17 protein-coding genes are annotated in these 18,190 nt (G+C 60.5%); 10 read left to right on the forward strand and 7 right to left on the reverse strand.

Going from position 1 to position 18,190, the window contains the following annotated elements:
• Positions 1–32 precede the first annotated feature (32 nt).
• From SJY33_RS01010 to SJY33_RS01030, 5 genes are all read right to left on the reverse strand, one after another.
• On the reverse strand, positions 33–224 hold the full coding sequence (locus tag SJY33_RS01010; protein WP_379920638.1) for a hypothetical protein: 192 nt from the start codon (positions 222–224) through the stop codon (positions 33–35).
• Between the two features lie 10 nt (positions 225–234).
• Positions 235–1,107, reverse strand: a complete 873-nt coding sequence (gene bchO, locus SJY33_RS01015) for an alpha/beta fold hydrolase BchO (protein WP_379920640.1) — start codon at positions 1,105–1,107, stop codon at positions 235–237.
• On the reverse strand, positions 1,104–2,795 hold the full coding sequence (locus tag SJY33_RS01020) for a magnesium chelatase subunit D (protein ID WP_379920641.1): 1,692 nt from the start codon (positions 2,793–2,795) through the stop codon (positions 1,104–1,106). Before SJY33_RS01020 ends, bchO begins: the two co-directional genes overlap by 4 nt.
• A complete protein-coding gene (bchI, locus tag SJY33_RS01025) occupies positions 2,792–3,793 on the reverse strand; it encodes a magnesium chelatase ATPase subunit I (protein WP_379920642.1) in 1,002 nt (333 codons plus the stop codon). Before bchI ends, SJY33_RS01020 begins: the two co-directional genes overlap by 4 nt.
• A 69-nt stretch (positions 3,794–3,862) precedes the next feature.
• Positions 3,863–5,578: an ABC transporter permease gene (locus SJY33_RS01030; RefSeq protein ID WP_379920643.1), complete on the reverse strand. Its 1,716-nt coding sequence runs from the start codon at positions 5,576–5,578 to the stop codon at positions 3,863–3,865.
• A 35-nt stretch (positions 5,579–5,613) separates the two neighbouring features.
• Between SJY33_RS01030 and SJY33_RS01035 the strand changes: the two genes are divergently transcribed.
• The 6 genes from SJY33_RS01035 (at position 5,614) to SJY33_RS01060 (ending at position 11,472) form a co-directional block, all read left to right on the forward strand.
• Complete coding sequence (locus SJY33_RS01035) at positions 5,614–6,633, forward strand: ABC transporter ATP-binding protein (RefSeq protein WP_379920644.1); 1,020 nt, start codon at positions 5,614–5,616, stop codon at positions 6,631–6,633.
• A 65-nt stretch (positions 6,634–6,698) separates the two neighbouring features.
• The gene (locus SJY33_RS01040; protein WP_379920645.1) at positions 6,699–7,736 is read left to right on the forward strand and encodes a Fe(3+) ABC transporter substrate-binding protein; all 1,038 of its coding nucleotides are present in this window, start codon (positions 6,699–6,701) and stop codon (positions 7,734–7,736) included.
• Positions 7,737–7,891: 155 nt separating this feature from the next.
• A complete protein-coding gene (locus SJY33_RS01045; RefSeq protein ID WP_379920646.1) occupies positions 7,892–8,707 on the forward strand; it encodes a ferredoxin--NADP reductase in 816 nt (271 codons plus the stop codon).
• Positions 8,708–8,806: 99 nt separating this feature from the next.
• Entirely contained in the window at positions 8,807–9,949 is a 1,143-nt protein-coding gene (locus SJY33_RS01050) for an acyl-CoA dehydrogenase family protein (protein ID WP_379920648.1), read from the forward strand.
• A 2-nt stretch (positions 9,950–9,951) separates the two neighbouring features.
• Positions 9,952–10,704 (forward strand): SDR family NAD(P)-dependent oxidoreductase, encoded by a 753-nt coding sequence (locus tag SJY33_RS01055; protein WP_379920649.1) that lies wholly within the window; start codon positions 9,952–9,954, stop codon positions 10,702–10,704.
• Between the two features lie 93 nt (positions 10,705–10,797).
• Positions 10,798–11,472: a response regulator transcription factor gene (locus SJY33_RS01060; protein ID WP_379920650.1), complete on the forward strand. Its 675-nt coding sequence runs from the start codon at positions 10,798–10,800 to the stop codon at positions 11,470–11,472.
• A gap of 100 nt (positions 11,473–11,572) precedes the next feature.
• Here SJY33_RS01060 and SJY33_RS01065 read toward each other — a convergent pair whose 3' ends face one another.
• Together SJY33_RS01065 and SJY33_RS01070 are read right to left on the reverse strand one after the other, a co-directional pair.
• Complete coding sequence (locus SJY33_RS01065; protein WP_379920651.1) at positions 11,573–14,293, reverse strand: TonB-dependent receptor domain-containing protein; 2,721 nt, start codon at positions 14,291–14,293, stop codon at positions 11,573–11,575.
• Between the two features lie 130 nt (positions 14,294–14,423).
• The gene (locus SJY33_RS01070; RefSeq protein ID WP_379920652.1) at positions 14,424–15,965 is read right to left on the reverse strand and encodes a hypothetical protein; all 1,542 of its coding nucleotides are present in this window, start codon (positions 15,963–15,965) and stop codon (positions 14,424–14,426) included.
• Between the two features lie 343 nt (positions 15,966–16,308).
• Here SJY33_RS01070 and SJY33_RS01075 point away from each other — a divergent pair, with 343 nt between their 5' ends.
• From SJY33_RS01075 to SJY33_RS01090, 4 genes are all read left to right on the forward strand, one after another.
• Positions 16,309–16,713: a tetratricopeptide repeat protein gene (locus SJY33_RS01075; RefSeq protein WP_379920653.1), complete on the forward strand. Its 405-nt coding sequence runs from the start codon at positions 16,309–16,311 to the stop codon at positions 16,711–16,713.
• 167 nt (positions 16,714–16,880) lie between these two features.
• Positions 16,881–17,531 (forward strand): lytic transglycosylase domain-containing protein, encoded by a 651-nt coding sequence (locus SJY33_RS01080; protein WP_379920654.1) that lies wholly within the window; start codon positions 16,881–16,883, stop codon positions 17,529–17,531.
• Positions 17,532–17,585: 54 nt separating this feature from the next.
• On the forward strand, positions 17,586–17,897 hold the full coding sequence (locus tag SJY33_RS01085) for a TrbC/VirB2 family protein (protein ID WP_379920655.1): 312 nt from the start codon (positions 17,586–17,588) through the stop codon (positions 17,895–17,897).
• A 7-nt stretch (positions 17,898–17,904) separates the two neighbouring features.
• Complete coding sequence (locus SJY33_RS01090) at positions 17,905–18,189, forward strand: type IV secretion system protein VirB3 (RefSeq protein WP_379920656.1); 285 nt, start codon at positions 17,905–17,907, stop codon at positions 18,187–18,189.
• Position 18,190 lies beyond the last annotated feature (1 nt).

The following is an 18,190-nucleotide window of genomic DNA, read 5'->3' on the forward strand; positions in this document are numbered from 1 at the left end:
GACCGCTTTAGGCGAAAGCAGAAAAGCGAACGTTAACGTGGATCCTGTGGTTCTGACGTGATGCCGGATACGATTGCATCTCGTTCTGCGGCTTCCTTTGCTGCTTTTTCGGCTCGCGATTTCTTAAGCATTCGGTCCATCTTGACCCACTGCCACACGCCCACGCCGATCGCGATGCCATAAAAAAACACCAGTTCGATCCATCCAAAGGTAGCGCCGCTCATAGCTGGGCTCCTATTTGTGTTCAGCGAGATAGTCGGCAATCAATCGGGCAACCTTTTCCGGCGCTTCTTCGTGTGCCAGATGGCCAAGACCTGCCAGTTCGTCCAATCGCGCATCCGCCAGCCAGCGCGCCGCATCCTTTGCCCATTCCAATGGTATGGCAGGATCCTTCGTACCATGGACCAGCAATACGGGGTTACGCACCGTGCCCATCCGCGAACGAAGGCCAGGCAGATCCCAGTTTGCCATCATGGCAAGTGCGCCGCCCGCATGACCGGGATGCTTGAGCAAAGTGCGGTAACAAGCAAGCCCCTCAGCATCGATCCGAGAATGGGTTGAACGCCACAGGAATCGCTCTGTTCCGCCGACAAGGTCGATGCTTCCGGTGAAGATACGCGGCACCAGCGGGTTGATAAACAGCGCCTTGGCCACCGCAGGAAAGATCTGGGCAAAGGGACCTGGGAAGGGGCGCAGCGCGGAATTGAGCCCGATGACGGGACCAGCAAATCCGTGGTCCAGCGCCATTTGCAACGCAATTGCTGCGCCTGCCGAATGGCCGATGATCGCCTTGGGCTGAATACAGAGTTCCGAAAGAAGACCTGCGATCTCTCGCCCCATCGCAGGCAGGCTCATCGCGTAGGCATCATGGCCAGTGGTGAAAGCATGTCGCGGAAGATCCGGAGCAATCACGGTATGATTCTGGGCGAGCAGGGGCATTAGCCCGCGCCATGAGTGAACCGATGCGCCCGTCCCATGGAGGAGCAACAACGGCGGACCAGAGCCCATACGCTGCACATGCCAGCGGGCGCGCCCAACAGTAACAAAACTGCTCGCTTCGCGGTGCGGCCAGATCAAACCTTCGCGATCCCAGTCGAGCGCGCTCATGCCGCTTTGCCGATCGGTTGAACCGCATTGATAGCGGACTGGATCATACGTGCATCGGCGCGGGGTAAGGCGAGGAAACGGCCCCCCAGCGCCTGCGCCAATGCGGCGCCTTCGGGGCCCGGTCGGGCAGAGATGTCGACCACCAGCGCATCGATCCCGCGGGCATGAATAACCTTGGCGGCCGCCTCGGCATCAGTTTTCGCCTGTGCGCGTCCGGGTGTGCCATCGGCAGTAATGTTGGCGCGCCCATCAGTCAGGATCACTAGCGCCGCGCTGCGCCCGCGTGCGATGACGGTTTCGGCGACTTCGCGCGCCACGTCGAGACCCAGCGCCAGCGGCGTGCCCCCGCCGCCGGGCAGTTCGGCCAGGGTGCGCCGGGCGCGCGTAAGCGAACGGGTGGGCGGCAGGATCAGTTCGGCCGAAGTGCCACGAAAGGCGACAAGCGCTACCTCCGAGCGGGTGACGTAGGCTTGCCCCAGCATCAGTTCGACCGCGCCCTTTGCTTCGGCTAACCGCGCCGCCGCGGCCGAGCCGGACGCGTCAACCGCGAAGATTGTGACGCGGGCGCTGCGTTCCTCGAACCGGCGGATACGCAAATCTTCCTTGCGCATGAGGATTGCGGAGTGACCATCTATGCCCGCTTCACGCCGTCGTACCGCCTGCCACGGAACAGCAGCGCGCAAGCTGTCGATCAGTGCCAGCTTTGCCCCGCCGCGCGGCATCCCGGGACGTGCGCCCAAGGGCTTACCTCTGGTCGCCGCTTTGCGTTTCTGCCCGGTGCCGCTCGACGACGAACGGCGTGGCGCCTTGCCTTGGGCAAGATTAGCCAGCAGATTAACCGGGATCGCAGCCTTGGCGGCTTCAACCAGCATTTCGGTCAGATCAGGTTCCTGCCGTTCGCGGTCGGTATCGTCGGGAAAGTCGCTCTGTCCGTCAGGTGGTGGGGGCGGGACGTCATCGAGCGACCGCGCCTCCTCTTCCCGCGGCGGCAGACGGGTAGCGCGCGGGGCAAGAATCAGGCGCACGGCACCCACCAGATCGACCTGCTCCGCCTCGGTGCGCCCCTCCAACGCGGCGAGCCCGCGCGCGGTCTCGCCAGTGAAGAACAGCGCCCTTAGGCTATCCACCCCCAATGCTTCAGCCGTGATGGCAAGTGCGCGCAGGGCGTCGTCACCAAGTGCAGCGACTTCGCCAAACCGGCCAACCGCGGGGTGTAACTCCACCCCGTGCCAGCCCCGCGAGGCGGAAAGGTCACAGACAAAGGCAAGCCGTTCGGTCAGGCTGGCTGGCGGGGATTCATCGGGGTCGGATGCATCGTCCAGCAGCACCAGCGCGCTTGTGCCTTCGTCGAGCGCCTGTGCAAGACGTCCGGCGATGCTGGCATCAAGGCGGTCGGCCATTCCGGCAAGCAACGCACCCCCGCGCGCTTCCTCGATCAGCCCCGTCTGGCGGATCGGACGGCCTGCCGAAAGGCTGGCGGCAAGATCGATCCCACCCAACAACCGCTCGTCATCAATATGGCCGGGCATCCGCCTGAGCGCCACAGACCCGCCCAGTGCTGCAACCAGCACTTCACGCGCAGGGCTTGCGCCGCGCAAAACCATGCCCTTGAAGGTCGCGGGAGCCAAAGCGAAAAGACGGGCCGCCAGCACCGCATCATCCAGCGGATCGGCGGCAAGGTGGGTCACCCGAACAGCTCGCCGATCGCGCGTGTTATCCGCACGGTCGAACCAGTTTCATCGAGCACATCGCGCCGCAGCCGATGCCGCAAAGCGAGGGGCGCCATCGCAATCAGATGCTTGCGGGTCACGCCTTTCGCGCCTTCGAGCGCTGCCAACGCGCGGGCGGCGCGCATCAGCGTCAGCTCTCCGCGCAAACCATCAGCGCCCACTGCTAGGCACAGCTCAGCGGCGTCACGCAGTACATCATCGCCCGTTGCCAGCTTTGGCAGGCGGTTCTTCCCTTTGGCAATGCGTTTGAGGATTTTCTCGTCCTCATTTGCCCAGCTCGCCGCGAAACTTTCCGGATCGCGTTCGTTTTCCGCGACGAGGCGCATAATCGCAATGCGCACTTCGATATCTTTGGGGCTGCGCACCTCCACAGACAGCCCGAAACGGTCGAGCAGCTGCGGCCGCAATTCGCCCTCTTCAGGGTTGCCACTGCCGATCAGCACAAACTTGGCCGGGTGGCGCACCGATAGACCTTCGCGCTCAACCACGTTTTCGCCTGACGCGGCCACATCGAGCAGCAAATCGACCAGATGATCTTCAAGCAGGTTGATCTCGTCGATATAGAGAAACCCGCGATGCGCCTTTGCCAGCAGGCCGGGTTCGAAAGCCTTTTCGCCCGAACGCAGTGCTTTTTCCAGATCAAGGCTGCCGATCACCCGATCTTCCGTCGCCCCCAGCGGCATATCCACAAAGGGCACTGCGCGTTTGATCATCTTGCCGGTGCCGCAAATATCAGGGTAGCGCGCCTGATCGCCCTTGGAGCAGCCATACGCGCAGCCTTCCGCCGCCATGATCGGCGGCAGCAATCCGGCCAAAGCACGCGCGGCGGTGGATTTGCCAGTGCCACGATCGCCAAAGACCATAACCCCGCCAATGCTGGGATCGACCGCTGCAATCAACAGCGCCAGTTTCATTTCGTCCTGACCGACGATTGCGGAGAAGGGAAAGCGTGCCATGTGATTATCCTTTTGAACTGTCCGGACAGATTGGACAAGTCATGTGACAAGGCGGCTGGACACTTTCTTTCAGCGTTTCCCCAAACGGCTTAGCACCAGCACCGGTACCAGACCGGCTGCCAACAATATCAATCCCGGAATCGACGCTTCCACCAACCGCTCATCGCTCGCCAGGCGATAGGTGCGAGTAGCAAGCGTTTCGAGGTTGAACGGCCGAAGGATCAGCGTGGCAGGCAGCTCACGCAAGGTATCGATAAAGACCAGAGCCGCCGCGCCTGCAAGGCTGGGCGCCAGAAGCGGGGTATAGATGCGTAGAAGCACGCGCGAGGGCCCGGCACCAAGACTGCGCGCTGCGGCGTCGAGCCGAGGGGGAATTCGCGCCACACCTCCACTAACGCTGTTGTACGAGACGGTAAGAAAACGCACCGACAAGGCATAAACCAGCACCGCGCTTGTACCTGTCAGAAGCAATCCCCCAGTCCAGCCTAAACTGTCGCGCGCAAATCGCGTCAGACCCTGATCGAAAGTTCCGAGCGGTGCGAGCAGACCTACCGCAAGCAATGCGCCCGGCAGAGCATAGCCCAATGTTGCCAACCGGATCGCGATAGCCGTGGTGCGTGAATCGGAACGCGTTCGCGCAAACACCAGAACCAGTGCCGCGGCAAGGCACAGCGTTGCTGCCCCAATTCCGAGCCAAAGGCTGCCCTCGATATAGGTTGCAAGATCTCCTGCAGCGGCCTGCGCAGCGTCACTCATCCCCATATTGGCTAGATAAAGGGCAGGTACAACAAACCCGGCCAACACAGGCGCCAGGCAAGCTGCCAGAGCCATCGCCTTGCCTGCTGGCGTAAGAACCACCAGCGGTTCCTGGTCCGCTCGTTGTGCAAGGCCATCGCGGCTGTCAGTGCGACCGCGACGGCTTTGCGCTTCCCATGCGACCAATGCGATTACGAAAAGCAGCATGAACGCTGCCAGTTTGAGAGCAGTGGGTTTGTCTCCCATGGCCAGCCAGCTGCGGAAGACCCCGGTTGAAAAGGTGGGAATTGCGAAATATTCCGCCACCCCGAAATCGGCTAGCACTTCCATCGCGACCAACGCCAGACCGCCTGCAAGTGATGGGCGCGCAGCGGGCAAAGCGACACGCCAGAAGGCGCGGCCTGGCGAGGCGCCAAGACTGCGGGCGGCACGAAACTGACTATGGCTTTGGGTAGCAAACGCCGTGCGCGCCAGCAGATAGACATAGGGGTAGAGCACAAGGCCAAGCACGATGGCACCCCCGCCCAAAGAGCGGATATCTGGAAATAGATAGTCACCCGCTTGCCAACCCATGGCGGCGCGCATCGCGCTTTGCACAGGCCCGGCGAAATCCAGCATGTCAGCGTAGATGTAGGCAGCCAGGTAGGCCGGCAATGCCAGTGGCAGTATCAGCGCCCAACCCAATACATGCTGTCCGGGAAAGCGGGTTGCTGCAATCAGCCATGCACAACCCGTTCCGATCACGCCCGCTATCCCGCCGGCCAAAGCCATCAAAAGAGCGGTGTTCGCCGCATAGGTCGGCAGCACAGTGCGTGCCAGATCTCCCATTGCCGCGCTTCCACTGCCATTCGCCCCATGCCCCCAGCTGGCAAGCGACGACCACACGATCGCTACGATCGGAAGGCTCGCAAGCGCAGCCAGCACCAATGCCGCAACGGTCCATCGGCCAAGCCGATACGGTTTTACGCGCTGGCTCGTAATTGCAGCATCGCTTGCACGCAGGGCAGCAAATTGCCAAAGGCGGCTCATCGGGAAACCCCGAAGCCCAAGCGCAGGATCAAGGATTGAGCCTCGAATTTCGTCATATTGCCCATGCATACGGTGAGGTGCGGGCGCTGGAGGATATCAGCTTTACCGCGCCTGCGGGAGAGATCACCTGCCTGCTTGGCGCGTCGGGTTGCGGGAAGTCAACACTGCTTGGCCTTGCGGCAGGACTGCTGAGGGTGCAGCAGGGCGCGATTGCGCTGGGCGGTCAGCCATTGGCCGATGCAAGGTCAAGTCCGCCGCCCGAAGCGCGCCCCGTGGGCCTTGTGTTTCAGGATGGCGCGTTGTTTCCCCACATGACCTTGCGGAAGAATGTCGCGTTCGGTCTGCCCAGAGCCCGCCGCGGAGAGGCCGATAATTGGCTTGCGAAGGTTGGGCTTGAAGGGATGGGCGCGCGCTATCCGCATGAACTTTCGGGTGGGCAACAACAGCGCGCGGCTTTGGCGCGGGCGATGGCGCCGCGGCCTCGGGTTCTGCTGATGGATGAACCCTTTGCCAGTGTGGACATCGTTCTGCGCCGCAAACTTCGGCGTGAATGTCGCATCCTTCTGCGCGAAGCAGGAGCGACCGTGGTGCTGGTGACACACGATCCGGCAGAGGCTATTGATATCGGGGACCGGATTGCGGTGATGGAATATGGGCGGATTATCCAGTTCGGTACGCCGCAGGACCTGCACCATGCGCCGGCCACCGCTTCGGTCGGCGCAATTTTCAGCGGCGCGCAAGTGATTGCAGGGGCCAACGGGGCGGGGGGATTGGATACGCCTTTCGGACTTTGGCCATCTGCAAGCCTTATCGGTGAATTACCGGTCGCATCGGCATTCGACCTACTTGTGCAAGCGGACAGGCTGGTGCCGGTTGCCGATCTGCGCGGATGCACAGTGCGCGATGTGCATCCCATGGGCCCGCGCAGCCGCGTCTTGCTGGAAGGGGAAAATGGCGCAACGATAACCGTGGAGACTGCCATCCCGATCGATTCCGATAAAACCTACAGCGTCGTTCCCGACGCCGGAAGCGTCAGAGCCTTTGCGCGCAGTTAATCCTTGCGTGTAGCATGATTATATTGCAAATCATTCGCAAATAGTCATGGAAAGTCATATACCGCATGAAGAATTTCGCTCTTTCTGCCCTCGCACTCGTCGGTGCAGGCACCCTGTCCGCTTGCGCTGAGGAAAGCGCGAACCCCGCAGCGCCAGCCACTGGCGAAGTCAACATCTATACCTCACGTCACTATGACACTGATCTGGCACTTTATGAGGATTTCACGCGGGAAACCGGGATCAAGGTCAATCGCATCGAAGCCGATGCGGATGCCTTGATCGAACGGATCGCGGCAGAGGGTGAATTCAGTCCGGCGGACCTGTTCATCACGGTCGATGCTGGCCGCCTGTGGCGCGCCGAGGAGGCGGGGATACTCGCGCCGGTCGATTCGCAGGTGCTTGCAGAACGTATCCCCGCCAACCTGCGCGATCCCGAAAATCGCTGGTTCGGACTGACCACGCGTGCCCGCATCATTATCTACAACAAGGCAAAAGGCGCACCGGAAGGGCTGGATACCTACGCCGATCTGGCGGACCCTGCGCTTAGGGGCCGGGTCTGCATGCGGTCGTCATCCAGTGTTTACAATGTGGCCTTGCTTGCCAGCATCATTGCACATGAAGGGTCGGATATGGCGGCCGCTTGGGCGAAAGGCGTCACCGCCAATTTCGCCCGTGCGCCGCAGGGTAACGACATGTCGAACATCGAAGCTGTTGCGGCAGGCGAATGTGATGTCTCGCTGGTCAATACCTACTACCTTGCAAGGTTCGATACGCCTGAAAAGCGCGCAATTCTGGACAAGATCGGCGTCATTTTCCCCAATCAGGGCACCACGGGCACGCATGTCAATCTGAGCGGCGCGGGCGTTGTGGCGAATGCTCCGAACAGGGAGAATGCGGTGCGGTTTCTCGAATACCTGACATCGGACAAGGCACAGGGGTTCCTTGCCAATGGGAACAACGAATATCCAGCGGCCAACGGGGTTGCGCCAACGTCGGCGGTTCAGGCGCTGGGACGCTTCCGGCCGGACCCGCTGCGTGCGGCTGAAATCGGACGCAATCAGGCAAGGGCGGTCGAACTTTTCAACGCCGCGCGCTGGAACTGATGCATCGCACGCCAATCGCAGCAACGGTTGCCGGATCAAGGCACGCTTTCAGGCCTTAACGCGAAACTGTCTTGAAGGGGTCGCGCCGTTAGTCCATTTGCCGCCCATTCCGGCTGCCAGCATGACAGCCCTGACCTTCGAATTCGAGGCCCGTTTTGAACCAGCCCATCACCGACCGCGACCAGTTCACTGAAAGCGCGGCGCTCTCTGTCGAAACCGTCACCTACGTCCACCACTGGACCGATGGTCTGTTTACGTTGAAGATGACGCGTCCGGCGTCCTTCCGTTTCCGGTCGGGGGAGTTCGTTATGATCGGACTGCCCGGCGACAACGGCAAGCCGCTGCTGCGCGCCTATTCGGTCGCTTCGCCTTCCTACGACGAAGAGCTCGAGTTCCTGTCAATCAAGGTGCAGGATGGCCCGCTGACGTCGCGGTTGCAGCATGTGTTGCCGGGTGATCCGATCTATCTGGGCAAGAAGCCGACCGGAACGCTGGTCACTGACGCTCTGCTGCCGGGCAAGCGGTTGTTCATGCTTTCAACCGGCACAGGGTTGGCGCCGTTCATGAGCCTTGTGCGCGACCCTGATGTCTATCAGATGTTCGAAGAAGTGATCGTGGTTCACTCTGTGCGCAGTGTCGGCGAACTGGCCTATCACGACTTGCTGGAAAGCAAGCTCGAAGGCGACCCGCTGCTCGATGACGAGGATCGCGCCAAGATGATTTACGTCCCCACAGTAACCCGCGAACCGTTCCGGACGCAGGGTCGCATTCAGGCGCTGATCGACGATGGGCGGCTGTTTGAGCAATCAAAGGGTCCGCAGCGCTTCGTGCCGGACGAAGACCGCGTGATGCTGTGCGGCTCGATGGCGATGATCAAGGATCACGCAGCCGATCTGGAACGCCGCGGTTTTGAAGAGGGCGCGAACAACAAGCCGGGGCAATTCGTCATCGAGCGCGCGTTTGTGGGTTGACGCGCCGCTTCAGCTTGCATTTTTGACGCTTGACCGCTGCGCACAGGCGCTGTTCAATCGTGGCAAAACAAAACTGTTTTGTCGCGGAGAGAACTCGTCATGCTCGCATCATCCTATCGCACCGCCTATAACGAAGACCACGAGGCCTTCCGCGATACCGTGCGGAAGGTGTTTGCGGAAGCCCTGACCCCGCACATGGACGCGCATGAGTTGGACGGCATTGTCCCACGCGAAGTGTGGAAATCGGTAGGCGATGCCGGAATGCTGTGCATGACGGTGAAGGAGGAAAACGGCGGCCTCGGCCTCGATTTCGGCTTCAATTGCGTGCTGACCGAGGAACTGTCCTACCTCGGTTCCTCCGCCGGCTTCACGCTCCAGAACGACATCACCGCCAGCTATTTCGAGCGCCTCGGCACCCCTGAACAGCGCGCGAAATACTTGCCCGGCATGGTCAGCGGCGACATTATCACTGCGATCGCGATGACCGAACCGGGGGCAGGCAGCGATCTTCAGGGCATCCGCACCACCGCCAAGAAGGACGGCAACCACCTCGTCATCAATGGATCGAAAACCTACATCACCAACGGCCAGAACGCCGATTGCGTGATCGTGGTCGCCAAGACCGATCCCGAACTGGGGGCCAAGGGGATCAGCCTTGTCTTGGTCGATGCCGACACCCCCGGATTTGCCCGCGGGCGCAACCTCGACAAGATCGGCCAGCATTCGGCCGACACATCGGAGCTGTTCTTCAACGATTGCCGCGTGCCGATGACCAATATCCTCGGCGCAGAAGGCATGGGCTTTGTGCACCTGATGGAAGAACTGCCACAAGAGCGCCTGAGCATCGCGGTGGGCGCGCAGGCGGCAGCGCAGCGCGCGTTCGACGAGGCGGTGGCCTTCACCAAGGACCGTAAGGCCTTCGGCAAGACGGTTTTCGAGTTTCAGAACACCAAATTCACGCTCGCTGACCTTAAAGCCAAGCTGCAAGTCGGGTGGGCGCATCTCGACTGGGCGATCAAAAAGCACCTCGCAGGCGACCTCACCACCGATGAAGCGAGCGCAGCCAAGCTGTGGCATACCGACCTGCAATGGGAATGCTGCGACACCGCGCTGCAACTCCACGGCGGAGCGGGCTACATGAACGAATACGCTATCGCGCGGCTGTGGCGCGACGCGCGCGTCACCCGCATCTTCGGGGGCACGAACGAGATCATGAAGGAAGTGATCTCGCGGAGCATTTGAAGATGACCGCCAGCTTCGACGATCCGCTCGATTTCGTGGGCAAGCGCGTTCTTGTCATTGGCGGGTCTGGCGGGATCGGAAACGGCATCGCGCACGGATTTCGCGCGCGCGGGGCAAGCGTCTCGGTCACTGGCACGCGGCCTGACTTAGGTGACTATCTCGAAGCGGAAGACGCTGACTTTACCGGGATCGAATATCACCAACTCGACCTTACGGACAGGGAAGCGGCTGCGCGCCTCGCTGAAAACTTTGGTCTGGTTAACGTGCTCGTCCTGTCGCAAGGTGCTGTGCGCTACAGCCGTCAGGAGTTCGCTCGCGAAGGATGGGACGCGGTCATCGACATCAACCTCAATTCGGTGATGGACGTCAGCCGTGCGTTTCATCCTGCGCTGGCCGCAGCCAAAGGTGCCATTATCATTGTATCCAGCGTTGCTGCCTTCAAATCGACCATTGGCACGCCGGCTTATGCGGCATCGAAAGCTGGCGCTGCCAGCCTTACCAAGACGCTGGGCGAAGCCTGGGCGCGCGACGGCATCAGGGTCAACGGCATTGCGCCGGGACTGGTGCCGACCAAAATGACCATCATCACCACCGGCCACCCTGAACGTCTTGAATCGACGATCAAGGCGATCCCGCTGCGGCGCGTTGGAACGCCGGCCGATATGGCGGGGCCGGCACTGTTTTTGGCGTCGCCGCTGAGCGCTTACATCACCGGCCACACACTGGTGGTGGACGGGGGGTTGACGTTGGCCTGACCCATTGCAGCCTTTGTTACATGGCACTGCAATTCCGTCACAATCGCGTCACAAGCCTGCTCCAATCCGGCGCGAAACTGGGGCAGGCTCAACATGGATGTCGTCAATATCTTTCTGACTGGCGAACTGGGCGAAAGCCTGGATGATTTTGTCCATGATCAGCGCCGTTTCACCTTCGACAAGCTGGGTGCAGAAGGCCCGCGGCGCCTGGTAGAGGGCCCGATGTGGGCTTTTATCGATTGGGTGATGCCGGATCTTGCGGGGCTCGAACTGTGCCGCCGCCTGCGCGCCGATCCTCGTACCACCGAAGCGCACGTCACCATGGTTCTCGAAGAAGATGACGCCGAAGATCGGCGTCGCGCCTTGAGGGCAGGGGCGGATGATTACGTGATCGGCCCGTTGACACGCAATGCCGTGCTTGACCGTGTGCTGGCGCTGCAATCGCGCGGTGTGGAACGTCATGCCACGCAGCGGTTTGAACTTGGCGCTTTGACAATCGACATGGCGGCATTGCAAGCGCGTTGGGCAGGCGAACCGATCGTGCTGCGCCCGAATGAATACCGATTGCTGAGGTTTCTGGCTGAAAATCCCAACAGGGTGCTGACTCGGGAAGATCTCATCAATGGTCTGGGCAAGCGCGAACGTCCCATTGATGAGCGCACGGTAGACGTGTGGATCGGACGGTTGCGGCGCGCGATCAAGACCGCCGGCGGCGGCAATCCGCTGCGCACGGTAAGGTCGCTGGGCTATGTCTTCGATCTGGGATGAAGAGCGCGCCCATCGCGCTTTTGGCCGATACCATCGCCGCTAAAGCACAAAAAAGGCCGCCCGTTGAGGGGCGGCCTTTTCTTTCCAAAGCGTAAGACGCTTAGAATTCTGCTTTCAATCCGATCGAGAAGCTGGTGCCAACATCGAACGTATTGATTTCTGCACGGTTGCCGTTGATTTCCTGAAACTCGAAATTGTCTCGCCCGAAAATGTTGCGGGCTTCAAGGCTCAATTCCAGCGGCAGATTGCCAAGCTTGACTTCGGATCGAGCGACGACGTCGACCGTCAGACCCGGATCTTCGACCACATCAGGCAGCGCCCCGCCGCGCAAGGTGACTCGTTCGCTGGCGTAATTCAGCAGCACAGTAAACTGCTGTACCTTGTCGAGATCCTCTATGCCCAACGAAAGGTTAGCAACGTGATCGGACTGACCCACCAGCGGCGACCCATCGTCAAACAGCTGGCTGGCTAACTGACCCTGCGCGCCCGGAATGGGAGCAAGATCGTCTGCTCCCACTGCGATATTCGACTGGGTGTAGGTGTAGTTGGCAATCACGAGGAACTGCTTGGTTTCAAAGAACCCGCCCCAATCGGCAAGATCGATACCGTAGGACAAATCAAGTTCTGCCCCGTACAGTTCGGCTGATGGCGCGTTGGCGTAGCTGGTTTCGATGATACCGGGCGCAGTGATCAGGAAGTTTTCGATTGGATTGTCGATCTTCTTGAAGAAGCCGGCCAAGCTGACCTTTTTCGGGCCCCCGAGATAATATTCGGCGCGCGCTTCGACGTTGATCAGTTCGCTGTCCTGAAGGAACGGGTTCCCGCGGAAACGGCGGTTGCTTTCCGGATCGAAATAGGTCTGCTCGACCAGTTCGCGGAACTGGGGGCGGGCGATGGTCTGCGATGCCGCAAAACGCAGCTGCAGATCGTCGATCACTTCCCATGTCACAGTTGCGGACGGCAGGAAGTAATCGTTCGCGATCCGTGTCGGGTTGGCAAGATTGCCGCCTCCGAAGGTCAGGTCGGGTGCGGCCACCTGGAGCCCATCTTCATACCGAACGCCGGCCTCGAAGCTGAGGCGATCGGTCGGCCGGAAACGGGCAAGGCCATAGCCGGCATGAACCGTCAGCGCCGCATCAAAGACCGGGAACGGTGTCGGGTCGGAAACCGTGACATCGAACACTGTAAGCCCGTTGGCATCCGTCGCCAGCACCGCGCCATTGATGATATCGCCCGGAAGCCGCAGACCCAGAGCACGGAGCGCGGTGTTGAGTTCCGAAGAGGATCCGAGCAACGGACGGATGATGAAGGACAACGAGCGGCGGGTGGTATCCGAATAGGCATACCCTGCGGTCAAGGAGAGGCTGTCGGTCACATCAAAGGTAACGTCTGCGCCGCCAAACCACAATTCTTCGGTCAGGTCTTCAAATCCGACTTGGATACGCTCGGTACCGCCAATCTGGGCGCCCACGTCGACCACAAACCGATCGCCGAACGGATCGCCCGGGATGTTAGTGCGGATGTAGGGTACGATGGCATTGTATGGTGCTTCGCGATCGGTGCGGGCATAGCCGCCGCGCAGATCAAGATCGAAAGCATCGAAATCGAATTCGGCTACGATCTGCGAATCCATCAGCTGACGTTCAAACCAGCCGGTCTGCTGCGTCTGAAAATCAAACGGCCGCGCGACATCGGTGAAGCTGTCCGTACCCGTTGCAAGACGCGCAGTCTTGAGTGTGTCACGGATATACAGATTGGTCCAACGGATGGTGTGCTCGCCAATGTCGAGGCCGAGGCCGATCAAACCGTTCACCAGCACCTTGTTGTCGGTAATGAAGTTCTGCGAATCGAACAGGATCTGGCCGCTCTCCGCATCGCCAAACTGCTGACTTGTCACGTTGCGATTGCGCCAGGTATTCGTGATCCCTGCTGTGGCGATCAAGCCAAGATAGTTACCGTCACCCACTTCAAACGAAGCGCCGCCAGTGATGTTGGCGCTGAAGTTGGCAGGAAGCTCGTCATTCTTTTGCAAGGTGACAAGGTTGAGCGGCATGATCTGCCCGGCAAGTTGACGCTGAACGTCAACCGGCGCGTCGTTGATGCGGGTTCCGCTAGCGATCAGGCCCTGCAAGGCTGTGGGAAAATCACGGCTGCCGTTATCGAAACCGAAGGTATCCCAGCGACTGCCGAAATAGGTCAGACCGTTCTGGAAGGTTGTTTCAGTATCACCACTGAAAGATCCGCCGATGGTCAGGAAATCCTCGGTCGGGATCGCTTTGGTGGTCAGGTTGATTACGCCGCCGCCAAATTCGCCGGGGAAGTTGGCCGAATAGGTCTTCTGTACCAGGGATGACGAAATCACACTGGTGGGGAAAATATCAAGCGGCACCACACGGCTGAGCGGTTCGGGGCTGGGCAGCGGCAGACCATTGAGCAGCGCGAGCGAGTAACGATCACCAAGGCCGCGTACAAACACGCGGCCGCTTCCGACCAGCGAAAGACCGCTGACACGGGACAAGGCACCGGCAATGTCGCCTTCGCCGGTGCGCGCGATGTCGGCTTCGCTCAGAATACTAAGTACCTGCCCCGAATTGCGGGCCGGGTCGCGGTTGCGGCGACCGGTGACAATAATATCGCCACCCGGCACCGAAATATCGGTTTCCTCAAGCTGTTCGGCCGAGGGATCACCCTCTACCTCTTGGGTCAGCGCATCTTGCGCCAATTCCTCGCCCTGCTCGGCGTCCTGTGCGTACAGGGCGGAAGGCAAAGTGAGCGACGTGGTCAGAAGCAGCAGCCCTGCCAGGCGCGTGCCGGTCGACATAGGTGAGGACCCCCTCATGAATAGGCCTGTCTTGTTGGTCGCAGGCTGCCGCGCAGCCTGCCAGTAAGTGAAAGAGGGGGCAGGGCAGCACCGGAATGCGGCCTTGCCCCCTCGGTATCCGTAGCGCCGCTTAGACCGGGTAGACCGGCAGCGACGTGCAGGCACCGGTGGTGCTGCCGAAGTTCTGGATCGACGAGTTGCAGGTCCAGTTGCCGAAGATGGTGGTCAGCGCCGCGCTGCTCTCGATCGCACCGATGTAAGTGCGGGTCGGGAAGAAGGTCGAACGGGTGTTGGCATTGAACGCGGTCCGGCCGGTTTCGCCAGCGCCGTTGACCACATTGTTGGTCAGCGTGATGGTGAAGGCCAGGTTGTTGTTTGTGCCGGCATTGATGCGGGCTGCCACGTCAGCGTTCGAATTGCCGCCGCCGCCGCGGATCGGATCAACTGCGGGACAATCGCCAACAACCGAATCCACACCGATGATTGCTGCAAGCGTGGTTGGCTCATCGATCTGGAAGCAGTGGTTCGTTCCGGCGTTGATCACACCATTGGTGAGGCCGAGTGCCGCACCACCGCGGGCTTGGACAACCTGCGGCGCACCGTCGCGCATCACGAAGGTGAAGTTGTTCACCTGGAAGCGGGTCTGCGGAATCGCGTTGGAAGGCGTCCGGTCAGCAACGTTGGGCGAATCGAGTTCGATGGCACGGTCGCCGGTGGTCGAACGCTGCACTGCGATCACGGTGTCGAGGTTGACGATGGCGCCGGTGTCGACATCAAGCGAATCGTCCGATGCGCCGATGATTGCAAAGTTGCGGGCATTGAAGCCGCCGCCGAAGAATTCAACGCCGTCATCCGAGCTGTTGAAGGAGACGAGGTTCTCGATCACCGTACCCGAACCTGCGCCGCCGGTGGTCAGCGACTGAAGTTCGTTGTTCGGCGCCAGTTCGAAGCCCGAGAAACGGATCTGGTTGAACCGGAACGAACCCGAGCTGTCGGCTGCGTTCGAACCGCCAAAGGGGGTTGCAACGGCAGCGCCTTCCAGGCGACCTTCGCAGGTGGCGTTGGCGGTGGGGTTGGCAGCAGTGTTGAACACGCCAGTCGAACAATCCGAAACCGGTGCGCGGCCAAGAAGAACGACGCCGCCCCATTGCTGCTGGTTGTTGTCGTCGTTGAGACCAAGCACGTTGTCGCGGCTGGTCCAGATGATCGGACGATCGGCGGTGCCGTTCGACTGAATTGCGTTGCCGCGGTTGACCAACAGATAGCTGTCTTGCTGACCGTAAAGGATCACGCCCGGCTGAACCGTAAGCGTCACGGTGGTTCCGGTGCTGGAGAAACCACGATCCGAGCCAACTTCGACGCGGCCGTTGATGCGGTAAAGCAGGCCACGGATGTAAGGCAGCGTGTCGCTGCTGGTGAAGCGTGCGGGCAGGGCGCAGACGCGATAGGTGCCAGTCGGGGTCGCTTGGGTCAGGCCTTCGTCGACCAGACCGCCAGTCGAAGCGATTGTCGGGCATCCTGCGGCCGGTGTCACCAGCGCCTGCGTGGGCGCGGTGGTCGGGGAAGCGGTTGGCACGGGGGCCGGGTTGTTGATGATGATGTCGCCGCTGGTGCCGGGCGAGACGATTTCATCAGCGCCACAACCAGCCAAAGCGAACAGGCTGCAACCCATGATTAGAGTGCGTTGGAAATTTTTCACAGCGAGCGGTCCCCTATTGAGCCGAGAATCGATTTATGCGCGTTGGAATGAAGCGCTGGGGGCTCGCTAGGTGGCGGGCATGTCAGAATTCTTGCATCATGACAGTCTTGTGTCATTCGAGACATTATGACCGAAGAAAGACAAATATGACAAATATGACTGATATATATTTTTTTGTAATGTGACGTAGGTGTCTTATTAAAATGTCCTAATTACAGCCAGATATGCGGGTAGATTACATTAAAATTACAATGTTGCAGTTTTGTTGCATCGACGTGGGAAGTGAGTCATTATCGACATCATCGAAAGAGGAGCCATGCCGATGTCCGTTACCGCTTTTGCAATCGCGCTGTTTGCTGCGACCCCGATGGCAGGCGCACCCGCCGCCCAACTCGATGCGACCGATCTTGCTGTGCGACCGCTTGCCGCCGGCCGCGCTGAACAGGCGCTTGCGACTCTGCAGAAGGCCAATGCCGCAGATCCGCAGGATGCCGCGGTGCTAATCAATCTCGGTATCGCCTATGCCCAAGCAGGCGATGAGCCGCAGGCCCGCGCCGCGTTTGAAGCGGCGCTAGCCTGCGACGACGTGGTCGAACTCGATACGGCTGACGGTACGGTCACTGACTCACGTCGCCTCGCGCGCAAGGCGCTGAAAATGCTCGATCGCGGTGAATTCAACGTGCCGGTCGCCCGCACCGAGCAGCTGACTCTCCGCGATTGACCGTATTGCGGCGATCAGGTCGCACACGGATAAGGGGCGGGCGGGCTGTCGGATGCAGCTCGCCCGTTTATGCGTCCGATCCGTGGCCGCTAAGTGGCGCATTCGCAGGACTGTCACCCGCTTGTCATTTAGGGTAGACAAAGGGGGACATTCTGGAGGGCCGAGACATGATTCTCGCCGCGGCTTGCCGCGTCATGATTGTTACCGTTGCGTTCGGGCTGGCAGCCGATGCGAGGGCAGACGTATTGGAACTGGGTGCAGATGGTGCGCGCTGGGTGGCGGGGCCGATGGCTGGTGCCCCTGTGCTCGCCGATCCTGCGGCATTTTCAGCGCCCTTGCTCTCATCGGACACCGATCTGGCCAATGGCCCTTCGGTAGCCGATCACATTATCGCTGATCCTGCACGACATGCGGCCGGTATCCCGGTCCGCTACCATGCCAAGCTGCTGGAATTGGCCGAACGGTTCGATCTTTCGCCCAGCTTGATCGAAGCGTTGGTCTGGCAGGAAAGTCGCTGGAAAGAAAACGCCGTTTCCCCGGTGGGGGCGCAGGGCCTTGCGCAGCTGATGCCGGGGACTGCGCGTTATCTCGGCGTGGACTCGCGCGATCCGTTCCAGAACCTTGAAGGCGGTGCGCGGTATCTGCGTGAACAGCTCGACCGGTTCGATGGCGACCTCGAAAAAGCGCTTGCAGCATATAATGCCGGGCCGGGCCGGGTTGAGCGTGCCGGCGGCATACCCAACATTCGCGAAACGCGGCAATACGTCGCTGCTATCATGGCGAGGCTGGCAAACCATTCCCGTCCGCCAGCGTATTGATATCAGGATCATTGGCGCTAGTTCGCCCTGAACCCAAGGAACACGAGTATCACGATGACGTCGCTTTTCCGCCTTCTTGCCCGTTTTTCCGCAACGCTGGCTTTCGCCATGATGCCTGCTGCGGCCTTTGCGCAAAGCGCAGATCCGGCCGGTTCCGGTCCCATCAACAATGCCTTGCTATGGCTGCAAGGCACGCTGCTGGGCACGGTGGCGACGACGGTTGCTGTCATGGCGGTAGCTGCCATCGGCTTCATGATGCTGACCGGCCGAATGAACTGGCGCTTCGGTGCGACCGTGATTGTCGGCGTATTTATCCTGTTTGGCGCGACAACGATCGTTGCCGGTATCCAGTCGGCTGCAGGGTAGAGCGAAAATGAGCGAGCTTGTCCGCAACCCGGTCCACCGCGCGCTCACCCGTCCGCAGATGTTTGCGGGCGTGACGATGAATTTTTTCATCATCAACCTGATGGTGACGACGATCGCGTTCCTCATCCTCAAAAGCTGGTGGATCTTGCCGGTGCCCGTGGTGATGCACGTCATCGGCTATTTTGCCAGCTTGCGCGAGCCACGAGTGTTTGACCTGTGGATCACCAAGGTCAGCAAATGCCCACGTGTGCCCAATTTCAAGCGCTGGGGATGCAATTCCTATGCCCCGTAAG

It is taken from the genome of Erythrobacter sp. R86502 (genome assembly GCF_042466465.1).
In the GTDB taxonomy this organism is placed as follows: domain Bacteria; phylum Pseudomonadota; class Alphaproteobacteria; order Sphingomonadales; family Sphingomonadaceae; genus Erythrobacter.